Source organism: Rahnella sp. AA, from assembly GCF_002834385.1.
Taxonomy (GTDB): Bacteria; Pseudomonadota; Gammaproteobacteria; order Enterobacterales; family Enterobacteriaceae; genus Rahnella.
In genome coordinates, this window is record NZ_PITQ01000010.1 from 155155 (window position 1) to 177851 (window position 22697).

The 22697-nt window shown below is 53.9% G+C and carries 17 protein-coding genes; 5 read left to right on the forward strand and 12 right to left on the reverse strand.

Annotated features, from left to right (window positions below):
- Window positions 1-38: 38 nt before the first annotated feature.
- Window positions 39-1520 carry an alpha-amylase gene (amyA, locus tag CWS43_RS21350; protein WP_101079134.1) on the forward strand — a complete coding sequence of 494 codons (1482 nt, stop codon included), beginning with the start codon at window positions 39-41 and terminating at the stop codon, window positions 1518-1520.
- A gap of 34 nt (window positions 1521-1554) precedes the next feature.
- Here amyA and CWS43_RS21355 read toward each other — a convergent pair whose 3' ends face one another.
- Genes CWS43_RS21355 through CWS43_RS21365 form a run of 3 tightly spaced genes read right to left on the reverse strand, consistent with a single transcriptional unit; the run spans window position 1555 to window position 5883 of the window.
- Window positions 1555-2877: a hypothetical protein gene (locus tag CWS43_RS21355; protein ID WP_101079135.1), complete on the reverse strand. Its 1323-nt coding sequence runs from the start codon at window positions 2875-2877 to the stop codon at window positions 1555-1557.
- Window positions 2874-4193, reverse strand: a complete 1320-nt coding sequence (locus CWS43_RS27615; RefSeq protein WP_232777134.1) for a hypothetical protein — start codon at window positions 4191-4193, stop codon at window positions 2874-2876. Before CWS43_RS27615 ends, CWS43_RS21355 begins: the two co-directional genes overlap by 4 nt.
- A gap of 4 nt (window positions 4194-4197) precedes the next feature.
- Entirely contained in the window at window positions 4198-5883 is a 1686-nt protein-coding gene (locus CWS43_RS21365) for a molecular chaperone HscC (RefSeq protein ID WP_101079136.1), read from the reverse strand.
- A 187-nt stretch (window positions 5884-6070) separates the two neighbouring features.
- Here CWS43_RS21365 and CWS43_RS21370 point away from each other — a divergent pair, with 187 nt between their 5' ends.
- The gene (locus tag CWS43_RS21370) at window positions 6071-6682 is read left to right on the forward strand and encodes a TetR/AcrR family transcriptional regulator (protein WP_101079137.1); all 612 of its coding nucleotides are present in this window, start codon (window positions 6071-6073) and stop codon (window positions 6680-6682) included.
- A 112-nt stretch (window positions 6683-6794) separates the two neighbouring features.
- Window positions 6795-7481, forward strand: a complete 687-nt coding sequence (locus CWS43_RS21375; RefSeq protein WP_101079138.1) for a type 1 glutamine amidotransferase domain-containing protein — start codon at window positions 6795-6797, stop codon at window positions 7479-7481.
- 115 nt (window positions 7482-7596) lie between these two features.
- Here CWS43_RS21375 and CWS43_RS21380 read toward each other — a convergent pair whose 3' ends face one another.
- The 8 genes from CWS43_RS21380 to CWS43_RS21415 form a co-directional block, all read right to left on the reverse strand.
- The gene (locus CWS43_RS21380; protein ID WP_101079139.1) at window positions 7597-9972 is read right to left on the reverse strand and encodes a virulence factor SrfC family protein; all 2376 of its coding nucleotides are present in this window, start codon (window positions 9970-9972) and stop codon (window positions 7597-7599) included.
- The gene (locus CWS43_RS21385) at window positions 9969-12941 is read right to left on the reverse strand and encodes a virulence factor SrfB (RefSeq protein ID WP_101079140.1); all 2973 of its coding nucleotides are present in this window, start codon (window positions 12939-12941) and stop codon (window positions 9969-9971) included. The genes CWS43_RS21380 and CWS43_RS21385 overlap by 4 nt, the downstream gene beginning before the upstream one ends.
- A 4-nt stretch (window positions 12942-12945) precedes the next feature.
- Entirely contained in the window at window positions 12946-14301 is a 1356-nt protein-coding gene (locus tag CWS43_RS21390; RefSeq protein WP_101079141.1) for an SrfA family protein, read from the reverse strand.
- A 182-nt stretch (window positions 14302-14483) separates the two neighbouring features.
- Window positions 14484-15377, reverse strand: coding sequence for a dihydrodipicolinate synthase family protein (locus CWS43_RS21395; RefSeq protein ID WP_101079142.1), 894 nt, complete (start codon window positions 15375-15377; stop codon window positions 14484-14486).
- Window positions 15378-15426: 49 nt separating this feature from the next.
- A complete protein-coding gene (locus CWS43_RS21400) occupies window positions 15427-16872 on the reverse strand; it encodes an MFS transporter (RefSeq protein ID WP_101079143.1) in 1446 nt (481 codons plus the stop codon).
- Window positions 16873-16995: 123 nt separating this feature from the next.
- Window positions 16996-17727, reverse strand: a complete 732-nt coding sequence (locus CWS43_RS21405) for a 2-phosphosulfolactate phosphatase (RefSeq protein WP_101079144.1) — start codon at window positions 17725-17727, stop codon at window positions 16996-16998.
- Between the two features lie 188 nt (window positions 17728-17915).
- The gene (locus CWS43_RS21410; protein ID WP_101079145.1) at window positions 17916-19163 is read right to left on the reverse strand and encodes an LVIVD repeat-containing protein; all 1248 of its coding nucleotides are present in this window, start codon (window positions 19161-19163) and stop codon (window positions 17916-17918) included.
- Between the two features lie 9 nt (window positions 19164-19172).
- Window positions 19173-20240: a sugar ABC transporter substrate-binding protein gene (locus CWS43_RS21415; RefSeq protein ID WP_101079146.1), complete on the reverse strand. Its 1068-nt coding sequence runs from the start codon at window positions 20238-20240 to the stop codon at window positions 19173-19175.
- Between the two features lie 221 nt (window positions 20241-20461).
- Here CWS43_RS21415 and CWS43_RS21420 point away from each other — a divergent pair, with 221 nt between their 5' ends.
- Window positions 20462-21544: an oxidoreductase gene (locus CWS43_RS21420; RefSeq protein ID WP_101079147.1), complete on the forward strand. Its 1083-nt coding sequence runs from the start codon at window positions 20462-20464 to the stop codon at window positions 21542-21544.
- A gap of 57 nt (window positions 21545-21601) precedes the next feature.
- Here the strand turns inward: CWS43_RS21420 and CWS43_RS21425 are convergent, their stop codons facing one another.
- Window positions 21602-22144 carry an NAD(P)H-dependent oxidoreductase gene (locus CWS43_RS21425; protein ID WP_101079148.1) on the reverse strand — a complete coding sequence of 181 codons (543 nt, stop codon included), beginning with the start codon at window positions 22142-22144 and terminating at the stop codon, window positions 21602-21604.
- Window positions 22145-22266: 122 nt separating this feature from the next.
- Between CWS43_RS21425 and CWS43_RS21430 the strand changes: the two genes are divergently transcribed.
- Window positions 22267-22620, forward strand: coding sequence for a helix-turn-helix domain-containing protein (locus tag CWS43_RS21430; protein WP_101079149.1), 354 nt, complete (start codon window positions 22267-22269; stop codon window positions 22618-22620).
- Window positions 22621-22697 lie beyond the last annotated feature (77 nt).

Sequence of the window (22697 nt, forward strand, 5' to 3'; positions counted from 1 at the left end):
CATACTTCATTTCCCGGTCATCTGAATGGAGAACCTGTATGCAGAATCCTACGTTGTTTCAGTTCTTTCACTGGTATTACCCGGATGGTGGAAAACTCTGGCCGGAAGTTGCCGAAAAGGCCGCCTGGCTGGCTGAAATTGGCATTACCGCTGCGTGGCTGCCACCGGCCTACAAAGGGGACTCCGGTGGATATTCAGTGGGGTATGACACCTACGATTTGTTCGATCTCGGCGAGTTTGAACAGAAAGGAACGCGTGCGACTAAATATGGCGATAAAGAAGGCCTGCTGGCCGCAATCGCCGCACTAAAACAGCATAAACTTGGTGTCATTCTTGACGTTGTGCTGAACCATAAAATGGGTGCGGACGAAAAAGAACGCGTCAGGCTGAACCGTGTCAACATGGATAACCGGGATGAAATCAGTGAAGACATCATCGAAGCAGATGCCTGGACGCGATTTATTTTCGCCGCACGCAAAGGCCAATATTCGGAATTCATCTGGGATTATCACTGTTTCAGCGGCGTGGATCACATTGAAAACCCGGATGAAAACGGCATCTTCAAAATCATCAACGATTATACCGCCGGGGGCTGGAACGTTCAGGTCGATGATGAGTTTGGCAATTACGATTATCTGATGGGAGCCAACGTTGATTTTCGCAATAAAGCCGTTGATGAGGAGCTGAAATACTGGGCGCGCTGGCTGATGGAACAGACACAATGCACCGGTTTTCGCCTTGATGCCGTCAAGCATATTCCGGCGTGGTTCTACAAAGACTGGATTGACCATATTCAAAGCGTGGCGGAGCAGCCGGTTTATATCGTGGCAGAATACTGGTCGCACGATGTGCCGACGCTGCAAAATTATATCGATCAGGTTGAGGGTAAAACGATGCTGTTCGATGCACCGTTGCAACTCAATTTTCACCACGCGTCGAAACAGGGCGCTGATTACGACCTGAGTACAATCTTCAAAAACACGCTGGTGGAGGTTGATCCCGCGCATGCCGTCACGCTGGTCGCCAACCACGACACCCAGCCGTTACAGTCGCTGGAAGCTCCTATTGAGCCGTGGTTCAAACCGCTGGCTTACGCGCTGATTTTACTGCGTGAGCAGGGCGTCCCCATTGTATTTTATCCTGACTTATTGGGGGCGAATTACGAAGACAAAGGCGATGACGGTGAAAATTACACCATCGACATGCCGGTTATTCCCGGTCTGGAAACCTTAATTAAAGCGCGGCAGACCCATGCCTGGGGCGTTCAAACCGATTACTTCGATAAGCCTGATTGCATTGCGTTTACCCGCAGCGGCACCGCAGAACATCCCGGCTGCGTCGTCATCATGTCCGGCGGCGAAGCGGGGGAAAAGACTATCGAGCTGGGCGGAGATTTTGCACAAAAAGAATGGCGGGACCTGCTGGGAAACCGTGAAGATATCATCAAAACAAATGAAGCAGGCACCGCACAGTTTTATTGTAATGCGGGTAGTGTCAGTGTCTGGGTGCTGACGTCATAAAAGTGACAGCGGGCTGGCTCAGCCCGCAATTGAGTTACCGGATAGCGAATGCAAGAAGCAGGGCATAAACGCCCAGCATCAGGATAAAGACAACAACACCGACCACACCGGAATTTCTTCTCATCAATTCCCAGGGGAAAACCACCAGCGCAGTCATCGCGTTTAACGGTGTGCAGTACCACTTCCAGTGCTTTGGTGCCATCATCCAGAGCACGGAAAAACTGCTGGCACACAGTACCCCGTAATTGGTAATTGCCATCACCAATTCCCCCACCTCAGGTTTAAATATCGTGAAAAAGCCCAGCAACATTCTGACCATGATGGCGGTTGAGATCAGCGACAGGACGCATTGCATTGCAAACAGCAAGCGCGGGCGGAACCGCAGTTTCGACTCAAAATAACGGTAACCATGAATATATAACCCGGTGATGGCGATAAGGACAGCACGCGTGGGCCAGGGTTCAGGCAGTTCACGGGTGCCTGTGAATATCAGCAAAAGCCAGAATGCCGCCAGAAATGCCGTTCCCCAGCTTATCACCAGCCGGGTTTCTGACAGAGATTTCAGCAACCGGGAATTAATACGTGGCAACAGTGAAGGATAATACGCTCTGATCTCACTGACTTTCTCATTGAGCGATTTAATAAAATCAGGCATCAGTTTCGCCCACCAGGGCAGCGTGGTGCCTTCAACAGTGAGCAAGCGAAAACGCAGGCGGTCAAGTACCGATAGCTGACCATTACGCGCCATCACCGACCAGTAATAATTTGCGCCGGTCTTTTCTATCTGCGCTTGTAGCGCATAAAGCCGCTGCGCAGAAATACCGCCCGGCTGGTAGTGGTCGATCTCCCAGCCCATGATCGCAGAAACGCTGTTCAGCAATGCGGAATATAACCCTTCCCGCTCACTTAACTGCGCGGCCAGCTCCTGGTTAAACAATTCGTGCAGTTCGATATTTTGCAGCAAACTGCTTTGCTCAAAAGAAGCCAGACGGCGAAGGCCGGCCGTTTCATCGTCCATCATTTCATCAATGATTTCTGTCGCCTTCGAAATGACTTTCCAGCGTTTTACACTTAATTGCTCCGTTACCGGTGTGTGGTGTGCCAAAAAGTCGGACTGAACGGGCATCTGAATGATTGCCGGTGCGCTGTTTTCCACGACAGGCTCAGTGTCTGTGACCACCTCACGGATATCCCAATAATTTTTTGCCGTGTCGAACGCCTCCCGCAGGCGCTGATAACCTTCCGGGTCAACATCCGGGCGTGTGCTTTTTAACTGACGGGCATAAGCCCGTTTAATCACACTCAGATCCTGCGTGGGTTCAATACCCAGAACTGACCACACTCCGTTGCCTGTCATGCCACTGCCCACGTAATTAGCCTCGAATAGAAAAATAACATCACAACACACGCAATAATGCGCCTGAACCAGCCGGGTTTTCTGGCCTGCTGCCACGGCAGCGTCAGCAATGCAATCACGCTGTTGCTAACGAGATTGTACCAGCGCCAGGATCTCGGGCTGATAGCCCAGGTACAGAACAGCACCGTGACCAGCAACATGAAGAACAACGCCGGCCCGCGTCCGGGGTCATCCTGAAGATAAATGAACAGGCCATAGAATCCGCTGAATACCTTTGCCGCAAGGGCAATCATCAGCAAAGATGCGGCGGCTTCAGCGACGGCCAGCAGGCGGGGACGGTGACGTAAAGACAGATGAATGCCTTTATACCCAAAAATACAGCCCAACACGGTGGCCGCAGAGAGAACACTGTCACGCAGCCAGTGCGCAGAATGACGGGCCCCGATGGCCGACAGCACGCACCAGAATATCACCAGAAACGCTGTTTCGCCGCTGAGCGCAAAGCGGCAACGGGTTAATTCATCTTCCAGACGGGAATTGATCTGCGGCAGGAGTGCCGGATGGCGCAATTTAATTTCACGTTGCTGCATTCTGATGTCGTCGGTAAAACCGGGGATACACTTCATCCACCATGAAATGGTTTTTCCTTCGACGCTGAGCAATTCAAAGGCTTCGCGCCTGAAACGCGGACTCTGATACTGCGCACGGAGTGACGCCCAGTAGCGATTGCCGCTCGTATTTTCAATCTGCTGATGCAGCGCCTGAAGCTGGTAAGGCGAAATACCCTCAGGCTGATAGCGGTCAATTTCCCATTCCATCCGCGCGGCGACCTTAACCAGCAACGCAGGGTACAATCCCTCACGCTCCGCCAGCTCCCAGGCCATCTGCTGGCTGAACATCTCACGGAATTTCAAATTTTGCAGTAAGTCGCCGGATAAGTTGCGGCTTAGAAGCTGCATACCCGCGTCCTCATCCTTCAGCAGCAGGCTGACGGTTTCTGAAACTTTGTCACTCACTTGTGTTTGCTGCAGTAAAGACTCATCGAACGCGGCGGGCAGGCCCGGCATGTCAAAATGAAGTGGCATTGACAGGGAGGTCAGTTCACCTTGAGGAGACGGATGCGCGGAAAAAGTGACATCGTCACTGAAATTCCAAAACTGCTCGCCTCGCTTGGCGGACTCGAAAGCCTCCCGCAGCCGCTGGTAGCCTTCAGGGTCCTGGTCAGGGCGCGAATTTTTCAGCTGGCGGGCGTAGGCCCGTTTGATAATACCAAGATCCTGTGTGGGTTCGATCCCAAGAACTGACCAGATTCCCATACGGCTATTCCCATTCCCTGCGCAAATGGCCGATCAGCTCCTCAAATTCTTTACGCGCAGCCGCAATCTGGCGAGCATCCTGAGTATCAAGCACGCTTTCAAACCGATGTAATTGATCGGCAATGAACTGGCGCTGAACGCCGAGGCTTTGTTCGTAATAGGCGTTGGCTTCTGCGACCAGCTGGCGGTTTACCAGCTGGTCACGCGGATGCTGCTTGATGCCTTCAAGTTTCAGCAGGCTTTCCACGATTTGTGCCGGTGTCAGGCTGCCCGGGGCTTTCTCAATCACCAGCTTTTCAACCCGTCCGGTGCTGTCGATTTTGCATTCCACTTCGAGAATTCCATCGAGCGTATACGTGAAACGCACGTCAGCAGTCATTTCGCCAGCGGGGCGTGGCGGCACGTCGACGGAGAGCGAACCGAGTAGAATGTTATCAGCGACAAGCCGCGCTTCGCCCTGATAAATCGCCAGATTTAGCTGTTTTTGTTGATCAGAGATCGTCACGATGGATTCTACACGGCTGACCGGCACAAAACTGTTGCGCTCAATCAGCGGCAAAAAATGACCGTCTTCATAGCCTTCACCTTTGCGACGGGAAATCGCAATGCCCAGCGTAAAGGGCATAACGTCAGTCAGCACGATATCGTCGAGAGCCTGATCCTGTAATGCCAGCCCGGCCTGGATCCCGGCACCCAATGCGATCGCTTCGTCCGGTTGCAGCTCGCTGCGCGGAAAACGGCCAAACAAGCGGGCCACGGCCTGGCGTACCAGCGGCATTCGTGTAGCGCCCCCCACCAGCACGACGTGATCCACTTCATCCGCTGAGAATTTCGCATCGCGCAACGCCTGAATGACCGGTTTTTTCATCCGCTCAAGCGTGCTCTCGCAGCATTGCATGAGGATATCTGTGGTAAACGTCCAGCTCAGCGTGTCGCCGTGCCACTGGTATTTCAATGTAGTACTGTCTTCGGTCGTCAGCTGACACTTGGCTTTTTCGGCCAGCGTCAGCAGTTGTCCGAAAAGGGCGGCATCGTCTTTATCCAGTTGCGGATACTGCGTCAGCATCCAGCTGGCCAGGCTGCGGGTAAAATCATCACCGCCCAGGAATACATCGCCGCTGCTGGCACGCACTTCGATGACGCCTTCGAACATATCAATGATCGACACATCAAACGTGCCGCCACCGAGATCGAACACCAGAAATTTTTGCTCCTGCTGGTTCACCAGCCCGTAAGCCAGCGACGCAGCCGTCGGTTCATTGAGCAGACGTTCGACGTGTAACCCGGCCAGTTCACCCGCCGCTTTCACCGCCTTGCGCTGGATATCATTGAAATAAGCCGGAACGGTGATGATGGCGCGGTCAACGCTGCTCCCGCAATACTGTTCCACATCGGCTTTCAGGCTGCGGAGCAGAAGGGCGGAAAGTTCTTCAGCACGAAAAAACTGCTTACCCAACCGGAACTGATGATCGGTGCCCATAAATCGTTTAAAACTGGAAAGCGTTAAATCCGGGTGAGTAAACAAACGTGCATGAGCAGGCGCCCCCACCAGAATATGCCCGTCATCATCAAGCCCGATCACCGAAGGTGTCAGATTTTTTCCGTAAACATTGGGAACCAGAACGGACTGGCCGTCTTGCCAGATAGCCACTGCGCAGTTTGATGTACCTAAATCTATCCCTATCAACATCCGTATCACCCCTGAAACATAAACGGAGAATTAACCGTAAGAAACTTCATCGGCTTAATTTACAAAAAGTTGAGTAATTTTTACAGTTTGTAGTATTTACATCTTTAAAAAATTCCCGCCAGACAGGCGCTAAATAATTATTCATTTTTCACTAGACGACTGGTCTAATTCAAAGTAGTGTAGCGCCATGAACAAGACAACCACGTCAGCAGCAGACAAATCAGACCATCGCGAACGCATTCTTGACGTCGGCCAGAAGCTCATGGCTCAAAAAGGCTTCTCAGCGGTCGGGCTGAATGAAATCCTGACAACCGCTTCCGTGCCGAAAGGGTCTTTCTACTATTATTTCAGTTCGAAAGACGCGTTTGGGGAAGAGCTTCTGAAAAGCTACTTCCGGGATTATTTGTCTGTGATGGATGAAACCCTGGCGCAACCGGGGCAGACGATGGCTCAGCGCCTGATGAATTACTGGCAACAATGGCAGGAGAGCCAGTCATTTTTTGATTGTCAGGGCAAATGCCTGGCCGTAAAACTGGGCGCTGAAGTGGCAGACCTCTCTCAAGCGATGCGTCAGGCGTTAGATTACGGCACATCAGGCATTATTGAACGCATTACGCGGGCCATTGAGGCCGGTGTCAAAGAAGGATCGATGCAGGTGAAAGATGATCCTTCTGTCGTTGCCCGGGGGCTGTATCAGTTATGGCTGGGATCAAGCGTGATGGTTAAAATCGTCCGCAGCATGCAGCCTTTTGAAGCCGCGATGGCAATGACGCAGCAAATTATCCATCAGCCCGGCTGAGCTGCTGGACAGAAATGAGCACCTCGCATTGAGGTGTTTTTTTGTAAAGAGTTAATAGACGACTGGTCTACTACAATCCAGTCACCGAACATTCACTGCAAGGATATACAACATGAAAATTCTGATGGTACTGACTTCACACGACAAACTGGGCGATACCGGCATCAAAACAGGTTTCTGGCTGGAAGAACTGGCAGCACCGTATTACACCTTTAAAGACGCGGGTGCTGATATCGTGCTGGCTTCACCGGCTGGCGGGCAACCCCCGCTTGACCCAAAAAGTAATGAACCTGCATTTCAGACAGAGATGACACACCGTTTTGAAGCCGATGAACAGGCCATTGCGCAGCTGGCCTCTACCATTCGTCTGGACAGCATTTCTCAGTCAGATTTTGATGCGGTCTTTTATCCGGGTGGCCACGGCCCGCTGTGGGACCTGGCCGAAGATAAAACGTCGATTGCGCTGATCGAATCATTCCTGGCTGCTGAGAAACTCGTTGCGCTGGTTTGTCACGCGCCGGGCGTGTTGCGTCATGTTAAAAATGCGCAGGGGAATCCGCTGGTACAGGGCAAAAAAGTCACCGGTTTTGCAAATACGGAAGAAGATGCCGTCGGCCTGACCGACATCGTGCCTTTCCTGGTGGAAGATGAACTCAAATCGCTGGGTGGGATTTACTCAAAAGGCGAAGACTGGGGCTCGTATGTGGTTCAGGACGGCTTGCTGATCACCGGCCAGAACCCGGGATCTTCTGCCCGGGCGGCAGAGGTACAACTGGCACAACTCAACGGCCAGAAGTAATCAATAGAGAACACGTTTAGCCCGCGAGCGCCCCCATCGCTGAAGGCATAAAAATGGCCGGAAGGTTATCCTTCCGGCCATTTTGTTCTGCATGACGTTACGCGGCACCGTTTTTTTACGCTTCAAGCGCCTGTAGCAAACGGGCCAGATCTGCACGCTGCACGGCGGGGATTTCCCCTCCTGCCGCATAACCCGCGTTGCGCATGATGCTTTCCTGCAAACCCACCAGCCAGTCATAAATGTAAAATGCCGTGGTATTGGTCGGTGTGGCAGAAAGCTTCGTTAAACGCCGGGATGATTTCCAGCTCGCCACGTTTTTCTGCGGCTTGGCAAAAATCTTGTTGCCCTTATTGATACGGCTTTCCGGACGATCGGCTTCTGCCTGCTTCTCAAAACCGAGCCAGGCCACAAAATCACCGAGAACCGTCAGGGCGCGGGAAACCTGACGATCGGCGTGATGCTCATGATCGCGTGCTCCTGCGGGCAGAATTCCCCCCAGAGAACGGACCAGCGCCTCTCCCATATTCAGACGGAAACTGGCGGTGATCAGTTCTTCCATCAGCAATTCGACGGTCGGCTTTGCCACGCCCAGCAGGGCGATAAGAGGCTCATTCTCTGGCAGACCGCGCAAATGGTTGATCCAGTATCGCTGCACCTGACGCGCAAACGCGGTGCCATCATCAGGTTTATCCTGCCAGATCTGAGCATCCTGCTGCTCGGCAAATAAATCGATATCGATACCGATACCAAAACTTTCTGTACCTGATTCATCCGGCTCACCGCTTTCAGCGGGCTGTCCGGCGTGTTCGTGATAAATACGATGTAACTCATCGCGGCCAGGCAGCAGTTTTTCCAGTAACTCGCCGTGAACGCCGGTACGGGTTTGCAGCGCCTTAATCACCGTCTGCACAGTACGCTGTTTTTGCGCCGGATCGGCAACTTCACCGGCCTGATACCAGCGTCCCAGCAGATTATCCGCCAGCTCGCGACGCAATTCGTCGAGCAATTCGGCCAGACGGTTCAGCCGCACTTCCGGGCGAATTTCCGCCACCAGATAATCCGCCATGCGTTGCAGACCGCGTTCATCCATCGCCAGTAATGCGCCCCAGGCGTCCCCCGGATTCCCCACATGGCGCTGCACGGCTTCGTCGTAATGCACGGCCTGCGTCATACGCCGGTCAAAAGGCGTTAAGACCCACACCAGACCCGGCTTACGGCGGCTGCGGACCTGCGTATTCTCACCGTGCATTTCCTTTACCCAGTGTTCCAGCGTCCGCCCGATGGCGACCACGTCTTCGCGTTTGTCAGAAGCAGTACAGACCATCAGCATATTCATTTCATGGCGATCGGTGTAACGCTCCGGCAGGTAGGAGACTTTTGCCCGGAACAGCGGCGTGATGTCGTCCTCGCCTTCGTCATCTTCTGCAAGGCCGTAACCCGGTAAATCCAGCAGATCAATTTGCTCGAACAGCGCTTCACGCGGCGGCGAAAGTAACGGAATTTGCACTTCAGAAGCCAGCATCGTCAGCTCTTCCAGTGACAACGTCACGGGCGCCACGCTTTTACCCTCAAATTCAGGGCAAACGGAAATTTCGATATCGTAAGCAGGCGACTGGCTGAAAATACCATCAGCCGGTTGCATCGCCTCATCCACCAGAACGCTGAGCGGGGCCAGCAGGCTTTCTGCGCCGCCAAGATGCTGCAGCGTATGGGCATAATGCCGGTATGCTGTTGTCAGGGCAGGAGCATTTCCCCATAACAATGAGAACAGACGGGCACGGTCGTCAATATTCAGATAAGGCGCAAGCTTCACCGCAACGGGCCAGAAATGCGCATTCAGATGACGGAACCGGCGGGCATCGAGGCGGATCATGGAATCCCATAACCCCATCATTTGTTCGCTGGTAAATCCTTCAACCGGCTCTGGCTGGCGGTGCATCATCAGCTTATTCAGATGCTCGGTGATTTGCTGTGTGTCAGGAACGTGGTAATGGCTGTCCGGACGAAACGCACGGACAACAATACGGGCTAAATCTGCTTCATTAAGTAACAGAATGCGCACCGGAAAGGCGCGATCGCGTACATCTGACTGCCGCGTAAAACGGGTCGCCAGACGTGCAGTCCGGTTGCCAGGGTTAATTTGCGTCAGGTAATCCAGCGTCACGCCCCCCAGACGCGTTTCCAGCCGGCCATAGTTTCCCGCGGCCAGTGAACAAATCAGATAAGACTTACCCGCCTGAGACTGACCATAAAAGCCCAGTGCAGGCGGCAATTCGCAGGCCAGCGACAGACGTTGCGCTTTATCCCGACAACGTTTCAATTGCAGATTCAGGCGGTCGGCTTCCAGATCAAGGCGTGGTGCCTGGTTGCGGGTGGTTTCCACCCAACCGAGCGCATCGCCAATGGTGCCGGACACCGCCGCAAACTGGCGCTGCAACTCATTAGTGGTCAGCTCCGGTGCTGAAGTTAATGCTGTCGTGCTTGTTGTCATGAGACGAATACGCTCCCACTGTCGATCCAGTAATGGCTTTCGCCCAGTGTATTTAACCGCAGGCGCAGGTGATGAGAAGGCACTTTGGTGCCGTTATCCAGCACTGCACTGGCAATATCGAAAAATTCCGGCGTCGGGTGATCTTCCCCTTTTTTCACCGCCAGTTTCACCCGCAGCACGCTGTCACCCGCGACTTTTCGCGCCAGCTCAGGCTCAGCGATGGACAAGGTATACAACGGCGACGCAGGCCAGCGATCGTTCTCTAACTGACGGAAGCCCAGACAAATTGCACCGCGGATACGGAAACTGGCGGCACTGTCGAGTTTATAATCGTGGGCATCGAGGTCAATATCGCTGTAGCAGACATTGTCGTCAGTCAGTGCCTGATTGCCATCGAGCATCCCCAGATAACGCACGGTAGAATACGGCTGGAAGTCACCGGCTTTAAAATAGAAACCAGGTAAACGCAAATCCAGCGCCAGCAGGCACAGCATTGCGCCCACCGCAGCGGTGGATTTCGGGTTATCGATACGCCCGAGTTTGTTGAACGGGTACCAGCCGCTGGTGTGATAACCATCGAGCGACAGCATGCGGTTGATGGGTAACGGTTGCAGATGACGGAACAACGCCTGGATCCCCGGGAAGCGCGAAGGGCGGCCCGTCAGCAACAGCACATCACAATCATGCAGCGCAACCACTTCACACAGCGAGCGCAGATTCTGCGTAATACTCATGCGGTTGGATAAAAACTCGCTGTGCAGCTTGCTGAGTTTAAGGACCAGCGGTGCCTGCAGGATATCAAAGACGGCGGAACCCGCCGGCAGCACCCGCTGAATTTCGGTATGCAGGTACTCCAGGACTTTCTGCGTTGGCGCCTGCAGCAGCAATTCACCAAACGGCGCATCAATTTCCGCATGCGTATCCAGAGGATCAAAACGTTCGTAAACTTCCAGCACCGCATGCGCCAGCGGGATGAAGATTTGCAGCGTGCATTGCTGGCGCAGCGTGGCGTGCCCGTCCATACGTCCTTCGCTGCCGAACAGGCGCGTCATCAGGCCGTCCGGATTTGCCAGACCGGCTTTTTTCAGCGCGGCATGCAATGCGGGCAAAATATAAAGCTGGATGACATCAAGCAGAATATCGTCACCCGCCACTTTAAAACCTTCGCGGAACAGCAGGCGCGGGGTGATTTTAACGTTGTTACCGATACCGTCGTCGAGCCAGTATTGCGTGATCGCCAGATCGGTCGTGCCACCGCCGATATCAATCGAGGCGATGCGCAGTGTTTTACCGACCGGCTCATCGTCAGCCAGTTCACGGTCCGGACGTGCCATGCTGGCAAAGAATTCGCCAGTGTGACCACCAAAATTCACCTGCGTCTCGTTATAGAGATAGACCATCTGCCCGCAGGTGGCTTCGTCCCATTCCATCTGCACATCCGGCACTGGCATACGGCTTTTCGCCTTATCGGCCTGGTTTTTGAAACCGTCGTCTGACGGATGCCAGCCCATCGATTTCCATACCAGGCCAATGGCTTCCTGCATCCGGCGGCGGAAAATCTCACGTTCCGGTTTTGGCATGGCGGAAGGCAGCGTCAGGATGATGTTACGCAACTGGCGCGGCGCAGAAGAACGCAGCATTTTAGTTCGCTGTGCAGGGCTATTGATTTGCATCAGCGCCTGCGCCAGCAGTTCAGACAGCATCAGCGTCATAACCGAGCTGCGGCTGTAATGGGCAGAAAACACCGGCAGGCGATCTTCCGGGGCCAGTTCAGACAGCGGCTGGCCTTCGTCGTTGATCAGGAAAGTGAGCGGCATTGCCGCCGCTACCGGCTCCTGAATCGCGCCGTGCCCCCCCTGGCTGAAACGCCAGCCCGGCGAATAGCTGTCCTCATCCCACAGATAACGGCGCGGGCTTGAAATACCGGTCGATCCTTCCGTGCCTTCACGCAGCAGTGCCAGACGGTTGGCTTCACGCCCCGCACGCAGAATAGAAGGCCAGATAAACGCATCATCACGGCCACTTTCTACGGAGAAGTTAGGCTTGCCGAAACGCGCCTGAGCAAATTCAACGCGGCTTTCAAACAGCTCGTTATAGAGGAAATGCGGCTCAGACAGGTCACGGAGCTGCAGCTCACTGGTCTGTTTCAGTCCATCGGTTTCGCCCACATGGTCTTCCACCAGAATGCCGCAGGTGTGTGAGTTACCGACATCAAGAATAAGATCCACGTTGATCGCCGGTTCCTGCAATGTGGCACCGTTGATCTTTAGTTCCGGTATACCCAGCTGGCTGCCCAGCATTTCCAGCAGGTTCAGGTAATGCGCCTGATATTCAAACTCGCGCAAAGCAACTTTAATATTGCGCGCTTCACGCTGTTCGCGCAGGGCGGCCTGCTCGGTAAACACTTCCCGCAGCCAGCCGTCAACCCAGGTTTGGTCGAGGAAATCGGGCAACTCGTCGTTGTGCCAGGCCAGCGCAAAACTGATGCCATTTTTGACATCATCCGGCGTGGGGGCCAGTTGTGTTTGTTCGTCATCACCTTCCACCACGCGGGTATCAAAGGCGATCACCACGCGATGTGTGCTGCCATCGGCTTCCGGTGCATCGAGCTCACGGATCTGCACCCGCGCCCAGTTGTCCGGCCCGGCCATAAACGTACGTGGCGGGTTAAAGCGCAGAAACGGCAGCGGCAGCCAGATCTGATCCAGCAGCTTCAGCGATTGTTCGAGTGGGAAGCTAAATTCAGGGCGTACCACCTCCGGCGCTGCGCCATCCAGCCCCGGTAAAAAATGACGGCCATTTTGCCGGTTGTAATCCAGACGCAATAACGGCCCGTTGGCACTTTTGCGCACAAATTTAGCCGGTAATTCGTCATCCCACACCGGCCTGAGCGCAAAGTCGAGGAACTGAATGCCGCTGTCCTGAATCAGGGTAATTTTTTGCTTAAAATCTGTAATGGTTGCCAGCATGCGGTTATTTACCTTCGCGCTTAATCGTCATTGGGTAAACCGTGTCGCCGGTATAACGGCCCTGACACACGGCTGCGCCAGTTGCGCCCTGAGTACAGCTGATTTCCGGCATCTGATAGCGGGAGCCATCGCTGCATTTCGCTTTGTAACGGCTGTTGATCACCAGTTTACCCGACTGCATCAGGCCCGCGCTCATGGCTGCATGGCAGGTAACCCCGGCACCGTAGGTGATTTTCACCGTACCCTGGCCCTGTTTGATCTGATAGTGCAGCACCGGCGGCTTACCGGTAACCGGATCTTTGATATCAACAATCACATTCCAGTTGCCGTTGAGGAATTTAGTGGATCCAATTTTCACGGCGTCCGGTGGCATCACCAGCGCATTTTTGCTGACCGGCGCAGCAACGGGTTCAGCAACCACCGGCGTTTTTTCCACTTCCGCGACCGGCTCTGGCGACGGGACTACCGCCGCCGGGGCGACCGGCAGTTTGGCGGGTTCAGGCGTAGCGGCAACAGGCGCTTTCACTTCTGCGGCCACCGGCGGTGGCGCAATGACCACTGGCGCAGGTTCGGCAACAGGGGCGGGTTCAGGCGCTTTGGCTTTTGCCGTTTCAACTTTCGGCGCAGGCGTACGGGAATACAGCCAGCCCGCAGCAGACCCGGCCACCACCAGCGCAGCCACTGGCAGCGCCCATATCAGCGGGGATATTTTGCGGCGAGGAGGCGCAACAGGCTCCGGTGCAGCGATTTCCTGTTCTGCTGCACGGGCTTCCACCGTCCTGATCACTTTCACCGGTTCCACTGGGGCAACAACCGGTTCCGGTGCTTTCACTTTTTCCGCCGCCAGCGACAGCGTTGGTAACGGTTCATCTGCCGTCAGGCTATTGCGCAGGGAAGCGAAAGCGTCTGTATTACTGGCACTGTCGAAATTAACAAAGCCCCAGAAGGTAATAACCGGCTGACCACCGACCAGATAAACGTGGTTTTGATCCGGAAAGCGAAACGCCTTTTCCAGTAAAGAACCAAAAAACTGATTGGCGGGTTTTTCAGAAGATTTAGCGGTATTGCCGATTTGCGCGACAACATTGAGGCAATTTTCTAACTGACGTAATGCCGAAGCTCGCGCAGAATCGGTCGCGGCGGCCCAGGAAACCACTTTGCCTTCACGTGGGGAATACCAGTCGAGGCGATCTCCGGCCTCGTTAAGTTGCGGGATCGCCAGACAATCGGCAATTGCAGGTTGTTTACGCAGGCGTAAGGTTTCCCGTAATTGCAGGGCTGATGCGTAAACCGGCTGTCCGTTTTCGCCCAGCGCAAGGATGTCATTGAGACTGCCACTGCGTAAAAATGATTTTGCCACGCCTGAATAGCCTTTGTTTGTTTTGCTCCGCGCCAGCGCGCAGGCAGAAAAGGTTCATGATGCAATCACTCTAAAGGATTTAAGCGAAATCAAACGGCTGAATAAGCGACAAAAAGAGGGGCTGTTTGTGGCGTGAAGGCGAGAAAGGGGCAAGACGGCGGGAAGCGTTCCCGCCGTAAAAATCAGGCGTGTAAATTCAGTTCTCTGAGAACCTCCGCCAGGCGCTGACGTTCATCTCCGGCCAGGGCATGAAGCGGTAACGGCAGGCAGGGGGCGCAAACAATACCGAGAATTTCCGCCGCCGCCGCAACGACTCTCAGGCTGCCGTGTTTTCTGAACAATACCCACAACGGCTCAAGCTGCGCCGATAACGCCTGCGCCTCAGCTTCATCGCCACTTTGGGCTGCACGGGTAATGGCGACCGGGATTTCCGGGAACAGACCGGCAATCACTGAATACCAGACGTCACCGCCCTGTGTCAGCACCGTCGCGGCGGCCAGATCTCCCGCCGCACCCAGCGTGATATGTGAAGGCACAAGGGTGCGAATTTCATTGAGCCGGGCGCGGGTGGCCTGCGGATCGGCGGAAAGATTAGGGATTTTGATACTGGCAACGGCAGGCAGCTGCGCCACGCGGGCATACAATTCATCAGAAAAATCGAAATGCGTGGTGCCCGGATTATCGTAAACGCAGAGTGGCACCGAAAGATGGCGCGAAACCGTTTCATACAGGGTAAAAACTTCATCAGCGGTCAGTTTCTGGTAAGAAACCGGCGCCAGTAATACCGCGCTGACGCCCGCCTGCTGCGCATCTTCCGCAAGATGCAGTACGTCAGAGGTTCGCAATGAACCAATGCTCACCATCACCGGAGTTCCACCGGCATGTTCCACTGCCAGACGCGTGACGCGGGCGCGTTCTTCGCGGGTCAGGTACGCGTAACTGCCCGTCGACCCCAGCGCGCCAATGGAATCCACCCTGGCGTTCACCAGCCGTTCAATCAATCTGACAAAGGATTTCTCATCGCCCCCCGTTGCCGTCAGCGGTGTAAGAGGAAAAGCGCTTAATCCTGTGAACATCGTTTGCTCCTGAAGGGTTTATCAACACGATTCATCATAAGGCAACGGTTCACTTTTTGCCCGAAACCGTTGATCCGGCATCCGGCTTCAGACGCAGCATGTCGAGCCAGCCGATCAGCGTCAGAACAGCGATGACAATGAAAGAGATTTTGAAACTCATACCCGGCACAGATTCCCAGTGCATCAGCGCAATAAGTTGCTCCCCAAGCCGGGTCCCCAGCGCACCGACGGTGATCCCCAGCCCGACAGAGAGCTGTAACACCGTACTGAACAGCGTGTTGGCATCGGCCATTTGTTTTTGCGGAACATCAGAAAACGCCAGCGTGCTGATGCCGGTAAACTGCATCGAACGGCTCAGACCGCCGAGGAACAGCAATAGCATCACCAGCCAGTCAGGTGTGCCGGGCGTCAGAAAAGCACAGAACAGCAACGAGAAAACGCTGAGCAGACCGTTCACCACCAACACGGGCCGGAAGCCAAAACGACGGATAAGCGGCGTGGTTGCCGGCTTCATCGCCAGGTTACCGGCAAACACGGCCAGCACCAGCAGGCCGGAATGGAAGGGGTCCATACCAAAACCCACCTGCAACATCAGCGGTAACAGAAACGGTACGGCGCTTATCGTCACGCGAAACAGCGAGCCGCCGCCCATGCTGATACGAAATGTCGGGATCACCAGAGACGCCAGATGCACCATCGGCGCAGGCGCGCGGTATAAATGCCGAATTGCCATGAAGGAAAGCCCCACACCGGCAACCAGCAAGAGAATGGCCGTCGTCCACAAGATGTGATCCTGGCTGATAAGCTCCAGCCCGGTCACCAGTGAAAGCATCGCCAGCCCGGTCAGCAGAAAACCCGGTTTGTCGAAATGCTTGGGTTCATCCGGACGTTCCTGCGGGAACAGACGCCAGGCCAGCAGCATTGCAATCACGCCCAGCGGTACGTTGATATAAAAAATCCAGTGCCATGACGCATAGTGCGTGATAAACCCGCCCAGCGGCGGCCCGAGAATAGGGGCAACCAACGCAGGCCACGTCAGGGTAGCAATCGCTTTAATCAGCTGAGGTTTCGGCGTGGTTTTCAGCACCGTCAGGCGGCCAACCGGCACCATCAGCGCCCCGCCAATCCCCTGAATAATACGCAGAATGATAAATTCGCTGACACCCGACGCCATCGCGCAAAACAACGAGGCCAGCGTAAACACGGCGAGTGCAAAGGTGAAAACGTTACGGGCGCCGAACCGTTCAGCCGCCCAGCCGCTGGCGGGGATCAGTACTGCCAGCGTCAGCATATAGGCACTCATCCCGGCGTTCAGATCCACCGCCGAAACCCCGAATGAGAGAGCCATCTGCGGCAGTGCGGTGGCAATCACCGTACCGTCGATAAACTCCATAAAGAAAGCAGCAGCAACCAATAAAGCAATAACAGAGATCCCGGTATTCGCAGCAACATCTCCCTGCGGATGTTCTGACACATCCGATTTACTTTGGCTCATTGTCTTCTGTCCCGGAAAAAGCAAAATCGCTGCAAGGTGCAGCAAAAGATAGATGATAAGTATTTAACCTATCACACACCTTCAGGAAGGTTATAGATAGGACAAGGATCAAAAAGAGCGGTTTTAGCTTGAAACCGTGGGACCGAAAGCATCGTCCGTGAGTTTGCAGGCCACATCGCAGACATCTTCATCCAGACAAATTGCCACATCGGCGGCAAATCCGCGCCGCCGCAGCTCAACCGCAGAACCGCAATCCCGGAGTTCCTCCCGGTTAATGGCCTCGTAAACCGCGCAGGCAGCACGGGCTTCTACTGATAAGCGCCGGTGTTTCAGGCGTGAAATCAATCCGCCAGCCGCCGCCAGATCTTCAATGGCCGGGCGAAGAGTGTTGTCAGACCACTTTTCTCCGGCGGGTATCACCAGAATGCGGGAATACTTTTCGCAGGCACGGGCGGTCGCGGTCAGGTTTCGAAAGCAGGCAGTGAAAATATCCGCACCTGACTTTTTCTTCGCAGCAAACGTCAGTGCAGAACCGTTAGGCGAGGGCAGCACCAGCCGGGTACCCGCGGTCATATCCTGCAAGGAGCAGGGAGAAAGTGTAAACCCCGGCCCGTCAAAACGGCGGTCAAACTGTGCACACAGCGCATTTTTCTCAGAGGCATAATCCTGCGCACGGGCATCTTTCCACGGATACGGAAAAATAAAACTACCGCGTTCCGCTGCAATGCTCACGCAGGTCGAAAACGACATCACGTCGATAATGACAATGCAATCTGCCTCAGCCGCCAGTTGCTCTGCTGCCTGAGCACCCCATTCCAGCCGGACGTCAAAATCGGTTTGTGAGAAATCATTCATCAAAGCACCTTAGCCAGAGTCAGAGAACGGAGTTAATAAAACAATGCAGAAGCCCATATGCAAGTGAAGGCAAATGAAAAGTGGCGATTATTGCTGCTGATGGTGAGACGGAATGGTGCTTTTTACTAAAAATCGCGGAAAAGAAAATCGCCGCATCTTAAACTGACGAGTTCAGATGCGGCACAGAATTACCCGAGATACTCGATGATCGATAATCCACCGTTGTAGTCGGTGCTGTAGATAATACCCTGCGCATCGACAAACACGTCGCAGGACTGAATCACCTGCGGCCTGCCGGGGCGGGTATCCATCATTTTGGCCGGAGCCGCCGGAACCAGTGCACCGGTTTCCTTCGGCTGATACGGATTACTGATGTCGTACGCACGCACACCGGCATTCTGGTAAGTGGCAAAGATCAGCGTCGAACTGATAAAGCTGCCAGGCCGGTTCTCATGCAGATTGTGCGGGCCGAAATGCGCGCCTTTACTGACATAATCGCGTTCATCCGGCTGCGGAAACGTTGAAATGCTTACCGGATTTGACGGCTCACGCACGTCGAATACCCAGATCAGTTTCTCGCCATCCTCCTGATTATCCAGCACCGCCTCATCCAGCACGATCAGCAGATCCCGGTCCGGTAACGGCAGCGCGGTATGCGTACCCCCACCAAACGGCGGGCTCCAGTTACGGTGTGAAATCAACTGAGGTGCGGTTCTGTCTTTGATGTCGAGCAGCGTCAGGCCGCCGTCGCGCCAGCTGGCGTAGGCGGTATCACCGCTGATGATCGCATGATGCAGCGCATAGCGTTTGCCCTCCGGCCAGTCCGGTGTTTCGCCACCTGCGTTGTGCATCCCCGGCAGCCACCAGCGTCCGGCTACCTGCGGATTGCGCGGGTCAGCCAGATCGATAGTCAGGAAGATGTAATCGCTGTAACCGTCGATCAGTGCAGAAACGTAAGCCCAGCGCCCGCCGACATACCAGATGCGGTGAACGCCGATGCCTTCCAGCCCGAGAAAACCGATCTCTTTTGGCCGGTCAGGCGTCGAAATATCAAAAATACGCACACCGGCGCTCCAGCCGCGCTGCTGCGTGCCCTTGACCGTTTCGCTGACGGAACGGGTGTAATACACTTTTTCATCGGCGAAACGCACGTCGGCAAACAAATCGCGTGCATTAATCACCAGCAGTAAATCGTCGTGCGCCTGTAAATGCACATTCCAGGTGCCCGGTGGTGCTGCGACGAAACCGGCAGGGCGCGGATTTTTCGGGTCGCGGACATCCACGATGGAAAAACCCTGCGACACCATATGCCCGATATAGGCATAACCGCGGTGAACCATCACCTGCACGCCGTCAGGTTTCCCCCCCTGGTCGCTGTGCCCGATCAGCCGCATGTTTCGGCTGTATTCCGGTTGAGGCAGAGATTGCGTTGTCATATTCCGGCCTTATTTCTTATTTTTCGCTTCAAGCGTGGTGAACCACGGCGCGATGAAATCATCCGATTTGCCCCAGCCAGGAATGACTTTTGCCAGCGACGCGACGTTTACGGCGTCCGGATTGCTGACAAGCAACGCCTGAGGGATCGCCGCAGCTTTGAAATCATAGGTAGCAGGCGTTTTCTCGCCGGCAATCTTATACGCCACCAGACGCAGGTTAATCGCGCCGATCAGTTTCGGATCGACCGCTGCGCTGAGTTTCCACGGGCTGTTCGCTTCACGCATCAGGCCGATATCCTGATTGGAAATGTCGATGCTGTAGAGTTTGATTTCGGTGCGGCCATTTTCCTGCAAGGCCTTATACGCGCCCTGGCTGAATGCATCCCAGGTTCCCCAGATGGCGTCAATTTTGCCTTTCGGGTATTTCGCCAGAATTGCGCCAATTTTGTTGGCCGTGTCGCCCTGAACATCCGAAGACACCGCGCCGACGGATTCCAGTTCATGGATGCCCGGCTGGTCTTTCAGCAGCTTTTTATACGCATCCTGACGGCGTTCCATTGGCGGGAAACCGGCGACCCATAGCTTGACGATATTGGCTTTGCCGTTGAAATCTTTGACTAACTGTCCGACAGAAAGATCTGTCAGAGAAGCATCATCCTGCTGAGTGACCGTCACGCCGGGGATATCACCGTTGACAGCCGTATCGAAGACCGAAACGGCGATGCCGCTGGCGGTGATGCGCTTGAGTAATTCGGTGGAATAAGGGTCACGTCCCTGAGACAAAATAATGCCGTCGTATTTTTGGCTGATGGCCTGGTTGACGAAATCCTGGAATTTGGCGTCGTCACCGTTACTCAGGAACGTGCTGACCTGAAAGCCCAGTTTGCGGCCTTCCTGAACCGCGCCGGAGACAAATTGCGTGGTGTTATCGTCTGAACCCAGATTGCGGATCACCGCAATGCGGATCGGCCCTTTATGGTCGCTGATAGCTTTCGGCACCGCCGCGGTATCGGCGGCAAAAGAAGGAAAAACGGCGAGCAGGCTTAACGCCAGCAGTGAAGCGGAGAACAATTTCATGTCTGTTGCCCTGTGTGGTTAATCATCATTTAAACGGGAAGACAATTCATGCCAGCCTTTGATCAGGCTTTTATATTGAGATAATGAATTGATTGTCCGAGTTTTGATGACCCGTGAATGAATGGCAACGAACGAAAAGGCATAAGTTAATGCTAAAGATTATTAGCCATCCGGATGTCCGGGCGTAGGATGTTAACAGCTTCTAAATCAAGGATTTCCTCATGAGTGATACCGATATCCGCGTCGTTACCGGCCCTGCAAACTATTTTTCTTTCCCTGGCGCAATCGACAGGCTGGCGCAGTTTTACCCGCCACAGCAGCTGGATAAGGCGCTGTGGATTTATGGCGAACGCGCGCTGGTTGCCGCGCAAGACTTTCTCCCTGAGAGCTTTACCGCCCCGCAGGCAAAACGCGTACTGTTTAAGGCTCATTGCAGCGAAACCGAAGTACAGCGTATTGCCGGTATTGGCGGAAAAGACCGGCAGGTCGTGATCGGCATTGGCGGTGGTGCCGTGCTCGACACGGCAAAAGTGGTGGCGCGACGTCTCGGCTTGCCCGTGGTGGCAATCCCAACTATTGCCGCCACCTGCGCCGCCTGGACGCCGCTGTCTGTCTGGTATAACGACGAGGGGCAGGCACTGCGCTATGAAATCTTTAATGATGCCAATCATCTGGTGCTGGTCGAACCGCGCATTATTCTGCGTGCGCCGAAAGAATATCTGCTGGCGGGTATCGGCGACACGCTGGCGAAATGGTACGAAGCGGTAGTGCTCAGCCCGCAACCGGAAATTCTGCCGTTAACGGTGCAACTCGGCCTGAACACGGCGCTGACGATCCGCGACGTTTTACTCAATGAAAGCGAAGCTGCGCTGCAGGCCCAGGATAATAACGAGCTGACACAACCGTTCCTTAATGTCCTCGATGCCATTATTGCCGGCGGAGGTCTGGTCGGCGGATTAGGGGACAGATTTACGCGTATCGCGGCGGCACACTCAGTGCATAACGGCCTGACGGCGTTGCCGCAAACCGACGCTTTCCTGCACGGCACTAAAGTGGCTTACGGTATTCTGGTACAAAGTGCACTGCTCAATCAGCCGGAGGTGGTGCAACAGCTCACCGCGCTATACCGCGTGCTGGACTTGCCCGTCAGTCTGGCGCAACTGAAGGTGAATATTCAGGATGAAAAACAGATGTCACGCCTGATCGCCCGTACATTGCAGGCAGGGGAATCCATTCATCTGTTGCCAGGTGACCCGAACGCAGAACAACTACGACTGGCGTTTGAATTTGTCGAGAATAAATAACGCAGCTACGTTTTAATTTTCTGTAAATAAAATAACCCGGCAATTGCCGGGTTTAACTTATGGCATTAAAGAGAAAGACTGAAGATAATCTATATATCCTTTCGCACTATGATCTAATTGCGCTTGCGAAACTTCACTCTCAGCATCATAGAAAGCATAGAAGGGGAGGTAATTTGCCTCTACATATTTAGCCGTCATTTCAAAGGGCAACAGTATTTCTTTTAACGAGTGCTGATAACGCCCGCCTGATACAAAATCCGCTTCCTTAATACCGGCGCTCACGGCAAGAGCAAATTTACGATTTTTGAGCTTGTGGCCGCTGGTGGAGCCATATGCCCAGCCGTAGGTAAAGACCTCATCCAGCCACTTCTTCAGCAGCGGAGGGCAATTAAACCAATACAACGGGAATTGCAGAACAATGCTGTCATGCAGCTCAATTAACTGTTGCTCCTTCTGTACATCAATAATGCCGTCTGGATAAGTCTTATAAAGATTATGGACAGTATATAATTCAGGGTACTGCGTTAATTCACGGGTCCAGCGTTTGTTGATAACAGATTCATTCAGGTTTGGGTGAATAACAACAATGAGCGTTTTCAAATAATATATCCCTTTATTCGATGAAGTAATTCAGTGTCTGCTTGATGTTTGCATCATAGGGAGCTTTAATTTAAAGTACAATACTGTCATTTATGATATGTACTATACAAAAGGATAGTGTAATGAAAGAGGAAGTGATTGATATGCCCTGCGAGCTTAGGGAGGAAACGGGGTTCGCTTATACGCTTTCGCTGGTCAGCGGAAAATATAAAATGATCATCCTCTATTCGTTAACCGGGGCAACGCCTGTCGTGCGATTCAATGAGCTGAAACGCCGTCTGGGGAAAATTTCCTACAGAACGCTAAGCCTCACGCTGAAAGAGCTGGAGAGTGACGGTTTGATCATCAGGAAGGAATACCCGCAAATCCCGCCAAAGGTGGAATATAGCCTTTCTGCAAGAGGCCAGTCCCTGCTCCCTGTTTTAGATATGATGTGTGAGTGGGGAAACGTTCACAGTCATGACAAACTGAAATGAAGAGAAACACCAAATAAACAGCCCCCCCGGCATTACCTGATAAATGTGCAGAAAATCGGGTTTCTGTGTAAGTAAGT